This is a genomic window from Blautia intestinihominis, assembly GCF_040096655.1.
Lineage (GTDB): Bacteria > Bacillota > Clostridia > Lachnospirales > Lachnospiraceae > Blautia_A > Blautia_A intestinihominis.
The window spans coordinates 1-7,370 of sequence record NZ_JBBMEI010000113.1 but is presented as its reverse complement, the minus strand read 5'-3'; the positions used below and the strand labels follow the sequence as shown (position 1 = coordinate 7,370).

Sequence of the window (7,370 nt, the reverse complement as noted above, 5' to 3'; positions counted from 1 at the left end):
GAAAAATCCATGCAGAAGTAAATTCTACAGGTATAGAATTTACTCTTGCAAGGTAGAATTTAAAAATACATTTAACCATAACTACTACACCAACAAGAAATGGGGAGCAGCCAAGAGCTATAATCTCTGCATCGACAGTAGCAAGCTCGGTATCGAGAACAGCGTCAGAACGATCATAGAAGCGATCAAGATCTTTGACGAGAGCAAAAATAAATAAAAGTTTCAGCAAAGAAGTCCTCTGGCAGTGTGTCAGGGGACTTTAGCTTAGGGGAGGAACACTATGAGCCACACATCGATCCTGCAGTTTCGTACAGCCAATTGTAAAAACTGCTATAAATGTATCCGCAACTGTCCCGTAAAGGCGATCAGGGTCACAAATCAGCAGGCACAGATCATTGAAGAACAATGTATTCTCTGCGAGAAATGTATCGCTGTCTGTCCTCAGCACGCAAAGGTAGAACACGACGATATCCCGGCTATCCAAAGAGTGATTGCGTCCGGCAAAAAGGTGATCGCGTCTGTACATCCTGCTTATCTTGCAAGATATGGCTGGAACAGTATTGGTGATCTGGAAAAATATCTGCAAAAAATGGGTTTCTGGCAAGCATTTGACGCGGCGCAGGGAGCAGCTGTGATGAAGGAAGAATATACCAGGCTTCTGCGGGAACAACAGCAGAAAAAACTGGTGATCTCATCGAACTGTCCGGTGGTGGTGCGGCTGATCGAGACGAAATATCCTCATCTGACAGAATATCTGGCTCCGGTTTATTCTATGAAGCAGATGCATGCAGCATATTTAAGAGAGCAATATCCAGACGCATCTATCGTATACATCAGCCCGTGTATTTCTGTAATGTCAGAACTGAAAGAGCGCCAGTCATGCGCGGATTATGTAATTACATTTGGAGAGCTGAATAACTGGATGAAGGATATCCAGGAAAAACCAGAACGAGAGGATCAAAAAGACGTATATCTTTCAAGAATGACCGCGGTAAGCGGAGGTCTGATACAGGCAATGCAGCCGATAAACGGACAGAAGTACCTGTCGGTAGATGGAATAGATCAGTGCAAGGAAATCTTAAAGGAACTGAGGACAGGAGATTATGCAGATTATTTCATAGAAATGAACGCTTGTACAAACGGATGTATCGGCGGGGCTTATTCTTTGCAACAGGAAAAGAAACTGCTGGATGCGCTGATCGCGATCAGAGAGCTTTCCATGAAAAATGGTCAGGTAGATTATCAGAAAGATCATCATATCCAGATGCCGGAGATTCCGGAAAGGAAATTTGTGCAGGAGGAAACCTATCCGGAAAAAGCGATCACAAAAGAACAGTTTACCCATGTGATGCACGAAATGGGCAAATATACAAAAGAGGATGAACTGAACTGCGGCGCCTGCGGCTATGACACCTGCAGGGCAAAGGCGATCGCTGTTATCCAGGGCAAAGCGGAAGTATCTATGTGCATTCCTTATATGAGAGAAAAACAGGAAGACTACGCCAATATTATCATTGAGGCTATGCCGGGACTTCTGGTCACGGTAGATTATGACCTTAATATCATACAGATGAACAAAGCGGCGAATGATCTGTTTGATATTTCCAGAAAAAAGCAGCTCCTTGGAAAAGCGGTGGGCGAGATCATGGATGATTATCCGATCATAAATATGATAGCTTTTAACCGGGAGATCGTACAGGACTGTATCTATCTGAATGAACAGAAACGTTATATAGAACGTGTTCTTACAAATGACTGGAAGAATAAACTGATCTTATGTATCATGAAAGATGTGACCAGAGAAAAGGAGAGCGAAAAGAAGCAGAACCGTGCCAAGGCAGAGGCAGTTCAGATGGCAGATAAACTGGCGGCGGAACAGCTTCGGATCGTGCATGAGATCGCCAGTCTTCTGGGAGAAACGGCAGCAGATACCAAAGTGGCTATTGAAGAGCTGAAGCAGACCATTTTGCAGGAGATAAAGTAGGATGGAAAAGAAGAAATACGAGACGATACAAACGATAGGAGATATTCCGACAGGATTCGGTAGGGTCAGCCTCAACAAGAAGAAAGAAAAGATCTGCGGTGACTATTATACAGTGATCACAGATACAGATCAGACAGTACTGGTGCTTTCTGACGGATTGGGAAGCGGGGTAAAGGCCAATATTCTGGCTACGCTGACTGCCAGAATGCTCAGTATCATGATCGCAAGGAATATGGACATCCGGACAGCCGTAAAAGCTGTTGCAGATACGCTTCCAATCTGCAGTGTACGCAATCTGGCGTATGCTACTTTTACTGTATTAGTGTCAGAAGGGAATGGAATCTGTCTTCTGCAGTACGATAATCCGGATGCTATTTTGCTTCGTAATGGAAAAAGTGTGGATTATCATCGGGATATTCTAATGTTCGGAGAAAAAGAGATCCACCAGAGTTATTTTCAGTTTCGGACAGGCGATATGCTGATACTTATGAGTGACGGTGTCACCAATGCCGGAATGGGCAAAACCACCTATGGCGGCTGGGGAAGGGAGGAAGTACTGAAATTCTGTGAACAGCGTTACCATAAGGGAATGAGTGCACAGGAGATGGCATCTGACATTGCAGATGCGGGTGTGGCTCTGAATATGGATGAGACGGATGATGACCTTACGGTATTGACTCTGACAGGAATGAAGAAAAACGTAGTGAACATTATGGTCGGGCCGCCGGCAGACCGGGCGGATGACCGCAGTTATTTTACGACTTTTTTTGAAAAAGAGGGAATGCGCATCGTATGTGGTGGGACCACGGCAAAGCTGGTCGCGGATTATCTGGGAGAAGAGGTAGCCGGGATTCCCGGTACCGGAACAGAAGAAGTTCCAGCCATGTCGCAGATCAAAGGCATTGACCTGGTAACGGAGGGACTTCTGACTTTACAGAAGGTGATCGATTACTATGAGGATTTCAGCGAAGACAGGCTGTATTATAATCGGATCATCAAGAAGAAGGATGCGGCAGCAGAACTGTTTCGGATATTGTTTGCCGAAGCTACGGAGATCAATTTTTTCTTTGGAAATGCACTGAATGAAAATTATACAGCACTTCATATTGAACGTGAAAAGAAAAAGAATCTGGCACTGGAACTGATCGGAGCTTTAAAATCCGAAGGAAAAAAAGTGAAGATCTGCTTCTGGTGCGTATAAATGAGGAAAATGGAGAAGAATGCAATGATAACAAGACAGGATTTAATAAATCAGATAGAACGCTATCAGCCGTTTAATGAGCAGGAAGAAGCAGATAAATTTCTGATCTTACAATGGATCAGGGAGAATGATAACGCATTCTTAAGGGAAAACACCGTTGCCCATATGACGGCTTCTGCCTGGGTAGTGAACAAAGACCGGAGCAAGGTACTTATGGTATATCACAATATCTATGATTCCTGGTCGTGGCTTGGGGGACATGCGGATGGAGAGACGGATCTTCTTGCGGTTGCGCTTCGTGAGGTAAAAGAAGAAGCGGGGATCTCGTATGTGCGCCCGGTATCGGAGGAGATCTTTTCTCTGGAATCTCTTACGGTGGATGGGCATGTCAAGAAGGGAAAGTATGTATCCAGCCATCTGCACCTGAATGTGACGTATCTTCTGGAAGCAGACTGCGAGGAAGCAGTTTCGATCAAAGCAGATGAAAACAGTGGAGTAGCCTGGTTTTCTCCGGAAGAAGCATTAAAGAAGTCTACAGAGCCATGGTTTGTAGAACGTGTATATGCGAAATTGATAGAAAAAACGAAAAAAGAAAGATGTCAGTAGCAGATTTGTGCTATAATATTTGGAAATAAAGATAAAACAGGAGAATTTTATGAGACTGGTTGTACAGAGAGTACTTCAGGCAGAAGTACAGGTAGATGGACAGAGTATAGGCAAAATAGGCAGGGGCTTTCTGGTGCTGGTAGGTGTCGGAAAGGATGACACAAAGGAGATTGCAGACAAATACCTCAAGAAGCTGCTGGGACTTCGTATTTTTGAGGATGAGAATGGAAAGACAAATCTTTCTCTCAAAGATGTTAGCGGGGAACTGCTTCTTGTTTCGCAGTTTACGCTCTATGCAAACTGTAAGAAGGGAAACAGACCAAGCTTTATCGAGGCGGGTGAACCGGACAAGGCGGAAGCTTTGTATGAATATATGATCGAGGAAGCATCAAAGAGCGTTCCGGTCGTACAGCATGGAAGCTTTGGGGCAGACATGAAGGTTTCTCTTATCAATGACGGACCGTTTACGATCCTTCTGGATGAGCATATTTTATAAGATACCGAAGATGGGGAGGCAGGAATAATGATTATTGATCATGTGAAGGTTTTTACAGAGGATAAGAAGTTTACAGACGGCGGGATCGTCATAAAGAACGGAACGATCGAACAGGTTTATACAGAGGGGAAGAGACCTCAGACAGAAGATGAGGTCCTTGACGGGAAAGGCATGTACGCGATACCGGGGCTTATTGACCTGCATTTCCACGGATGCAAGGGAGACGACTTCTGCGACGGCAGCAGGGATGCGATCGCTAGGATCGCGGAATATGAGGCTTCTGTGGGGGTGACTGCGATCGCTCCGGCGACGATGACGCTTCCGGTCGAGGAACTGGAGCAGATCCTCCGTGTGGCAGCAGAATACAAAAAAGGTCCGCACAGTAAGAAAGAGGCGGATTTTGTCGGCATCAACATGGAGGGACCTTTTATCAGTCCTGCCAAGAAGGGCGCGCAGGATGAGAGAAATATCATTCCGTGTGATGTGAAGGTCTGCGAGCGTTTTCTGGAAGTTTCAGAGGGGCTGGTGAAGTTCATGGGTATCGCGCCGGAGAAGAGCGAAAATGCGGTTTCTTTTATTGAGGCGGTCAAAGATAAGGTAAATGTTTCTCTGGCACATACAAATGCGGATTATGATACGGCTATGGCGGCTTTTAACGCAGGGGCAGACCATGCGGTTCATCTTTACAATGCCATGCCTGCATTTACGCACCGCGCACCGGGTGTGATCGGGGCTGTTTATGACAGTAAGCATGTGATGGCGGAGATCATCTGTGACGGTGTACATATCCATCCGGCAGCAGTTCGGGCGACATTTGAAATGATGGGAGAGGACCGCATGATCCTGATCAGTGACAGTATGCGTGCAGCAGGAATGCCGGACGGTTCCTATACTTTGGGCGGGCTGGATGTAAACGTAGTCGGAAACCGCGCTACACTGGCCTCAGACGGGGCGATAGCAGGTTCTGTGACGAATCTTATGGACTGCATGAAAACAGCGGTTAAAACCATGAATATCCCGTTGGAAACAGCAGTTGCCTGTGCCACGATCAATCCGGCAAAAAGCCTTGGGATCGATGCTGAATACGGTTCCATCCGAGCAGGCAAAAAAGCGCACATCGTCCTGATGGATCAGGAACTGAACGTGCAGCAGGTAATTAAGGATGGGGAACTGCTATAGTTGCAGTTTCCTTATAAATATGTTATAGTATATAAAAACACCTAACAAACCCCAAAACCTGCTTCGCACAACCAGGAAAGGAGGAACATTCTTGATGGAAGATTATCCATTCAGTGAAAAGACAAGGATCATATGGAAACAATTTATCAGGCAGTTTCAGGAAGAAAGTATTGCATCCTATCAAAGTGATTTCCTGGAATTTACACGATTTACGAAGAAAGATTTCCTGGATATCCATGCAGAAGATGTAGCGGGATTCTACAGAAATCTTGAAAAAAAGATCGAAGAGAAAACACTTGCGCCAAGTACCTGTGCCAAAAAGATCCGGGAACTGAATTCCCTGTCAAATTACGTCTATGAGAATCGTCTGGAATTTGGTATCAGAGATGATTATACGAATCATTTTGCCGATTATGTCAAAAAAGTCCAAAAAGTAAGCATGTATGCAAATGCAGTTCCTGTGGAGGACATTGACCGGCTGCTTGTAGCTGCACAGGAAAATCATATGGCGTACTGTATCATAATTTTGCTTTACCGCATGGGCTTTTCCTCGACAGAGATCATTGACATGAAGCCGGAAAATATCCGTCTATATAACAACGGAGCCTATGCATTTATGCCAAAACGCGACAAGGCAAATTTTATCCCGGAAGATGTCTACAGGATCCTGGAGCTGTATCTGGCAGAACGAGAATCGAACGAATATCTGTTTTACAATAAATATGGAAATCAGCTCAATACCATGTATATCAGCCGTCTACTGAAGAAATACACGGCAAAAGCAGGGATTCACAATTACAGCGCTCAGCAACTTCGGAATTCCTGCATTTATACGATGTTTGCATATGGAGCAGATACGGAAGGTGTTGCAGAGGAAATGGGGATCACACCGGATAATCTGAAGCGTTATAAGCGTAATTATATAGATGAGACCTCCAGAAGTATCCGAAGTATGGTCAAATTAAAGGCAGATCTTCCGGAAAATGAATAAACAGAAAGAAGGAATTTTTTATGCGTCAGGAACAATTTAAAATGGAACGCCAGGGACTGATCAAAGTCGGCGATGTCGTAGAGATTTCAGAATTTCAGTCCTATATGAATTACAGTTACATCATAGAACCGGCTGTGGCAATGTCCGGATGTTACAAAAACTCCGAACGAATTAAATCCAAAACTGGCGTGATCAAAAAGATCGACCACACACCAAGGGGATTTATGGTAACGGCTGAATTTGAGGAATAAAGGCAAAATCCGGGATATGGCTGGAATCTGTATAGATCTATATGAAAAACTACGGTTTGTCGTATAGATATAGATAACTGCTGTCAGCTGTATTTTTCGGGATTTACTAATGATTTGATTTTAAGGAGTTAAATTTTTATGGAGAAAAAAACAACATATCACGAACAAAAAGATGTCGAGAATATTTTAAGGCTGCGTGAAGTTCTCTCAACGCTGCCGCCGTTTTGCAGGGATTATTTTCGTGCGATCGATACGACGACTACGACCAAGACCAGGATTTCCTATGCCTACGATATCCGGATTTTCTTTCAGTTTCTTCTTGATGAAAATCCGGCATTTAAGGATTACAAAATGACGGATTTTACAGTTGATGTCCTGGATCAGATCAAGGCTCTGGATCTTGAGGAATATCAGGAATATCTCAAGGTCTACCAGGCTGGTGACAAAACCGAAACAAACGGCGAACGTGGGCTCAAACGAAAGATCTCTGCCCTTCGGAGTTTTTATGCATATTATTACAGAAGGGAAATGATCGAGACAAATCCGACCGTACTTATCGATGTGCCAAAGATCCATGACAAAAGCATCATCCGGCTTGATACCGATGAGGTTGCTCTCCTGCTTGATTATATAGAACATTGTGGCGACCAGCTTACCGGTCA

General features: G+C 44.4%; 7 protein-coding genes and 2 pseudogenes. All 9 read left to right on the top strand.

Going from position 1 to position 7,370, the window contains the following annotated elements:
* Positions 1–217: pseudogene (locus WMO75_RS18240) on the top strand (hypothetical protein); the annotation flags it as partial.
* A gap of 63 nt (positions 218–280) precedes the next feature.
* Complete coding sequence (locus tag WMO75_RS18235; protein WP_291581605.1) at positions 281–1,984, top strand: [Fe-Fe] hydrogenase large subunit C-terminal domain-containing protein; 1,704 nt, start codon at positions 281–283, stop codon at positions 1,982–1,984.
* A 1-nt stretch (position 1,985) separates the two neighbouring features.
* Positions 1,986–3,185 carry a SpoIIE family protein phosphatase gene (locus tag WMO75_RS18230; protein ID WP_118698861.1) on the top strand — a complete coding sequence of 400 codons (1,200 nt, stop codon included), beginning with the start codon at positions 1,986–1,988 and terminating at the stop codon, positions 3,183–3,185.
* Between the two features lie 24 nt (positions 3,186–3,209).
* Positions 3,210–3,791, top strand: coding sequence for an NUDIX hydrolase (locus WMO75_RS18225; protein ID WP_118698885.1), 582 nt, complete (start codon positions 3,210–3,212; stop codon positions 3,789–3,791).
* A 49-nt stretch (positions 3,792–3,840) separates the two neighbouring features.
* Positions 3,841–4,287 (top strand): D-aminoacyl-tRNA deacylase, encoded by a 447-nt coding sequence (dtd, locus tag WMO75_RS18220; RefSeq protein WP_022215011.1) that lies wholly within the window; start codon positions 3,841–3,843, stop codon positions 4,285–4,287.
* Between the two features lie 27 nt (positions 4,288–4,314).
* The gene (nagA, locus tag WMO75_RS18215; protein ID WP_118698862.1) at positions 4,315–5,466 is read left to right on the top strand and encodes an N-acetylglucosamine-6-phosphate deacetylase; all 1,152 of its coding nucleotides are present in this window, start codon (positions 4,315–4,317) and stop codon (positions 5,464–5,466) included.
* A 94-nt stretch (positions 5,467–5,560) separates the two neighbouring features.
* On the top strand, positions 5,561–6,457 hold the full coding sequence (locus WMO75_RS18210; protein WP_022215009.1) for a tyrosine-type recombinase/integrase: 897 nt from the start codon (positions 5,561–5,563) through the stop codon (positions 6,455–6,457).
* Positions 6,458–6,477: 20 nt separating this feature from the next.
* Complete coding sequence (locus WMO75_RS18205; protein ID WP_022215008.1) at positions 6,478–6,708, top strand: hypothetical protein; 231 nt, start codon at positions 6,478–6,480, stop codon at positions 6,706–6,708.
* A gap of 138 nt (positions 6,709–6,846) precedes the next feature.
* Positions 6,847–7,370 (top strand): annotated as a pseudogene (locus tag WMO75_RS18200) (tyrosine-type recombinase/integrase); the annotation flags it as partial.

What these genes read in the sequence shown, in the direction of transcription:
- nagA (WP_118698862.1), top strand. Translation starts at nt 4,315, where the DNA reads ATGATTATTGATCATGTGAAGGTTTTTACAGAGGATAAGAAGTTTACA.
- WMO75_RS18235 (WP_291581605.1), top strand. Translation starts at nt 281, where the DNA reads ATGAGCCACACATCGATCCTGCAGTTTCGTACAGCCAATTGTAAAAAC.
- WMO75_RS18205 (WP_022215008.1), top strand. Translation starts at nt 6,478, where the DNA reads ATGCGTCAGGAACAATTTAAAATGGAACGCCAGGGACTGATCAAAGTC.
- WMO75_RS18230 (WP_118698861.1), top strand. Translation starts at nt 1,986, where the DNA reads ATGGAAAAGAAGAAATACGAGACGATACAAACGATAGGAGATATTCCG.
- WMO75_RS18225 (WP_118698885.1), top strand. Translation starts at nt 3,210, where the DNA reads ATGATAACAAGACAGGATTTAATAAATCAGATAGAACGCTATCAGCCG.
- dtd (WP_022215011.1), top strand. Translation starts at nt 3,841, where the DNA reads ATGAGACTGGTTGTACAGAGAGTACTTCAGGCAGAAGTACAGGTAGAT.
- WMO75_RS18210 (WP_022215009.1), top strand. Translation starts at nt 5,561, where the DNA reads ATGGAAGATTATCCATTCAGTGAAAAGACAAGGATCATATGGAAACAA.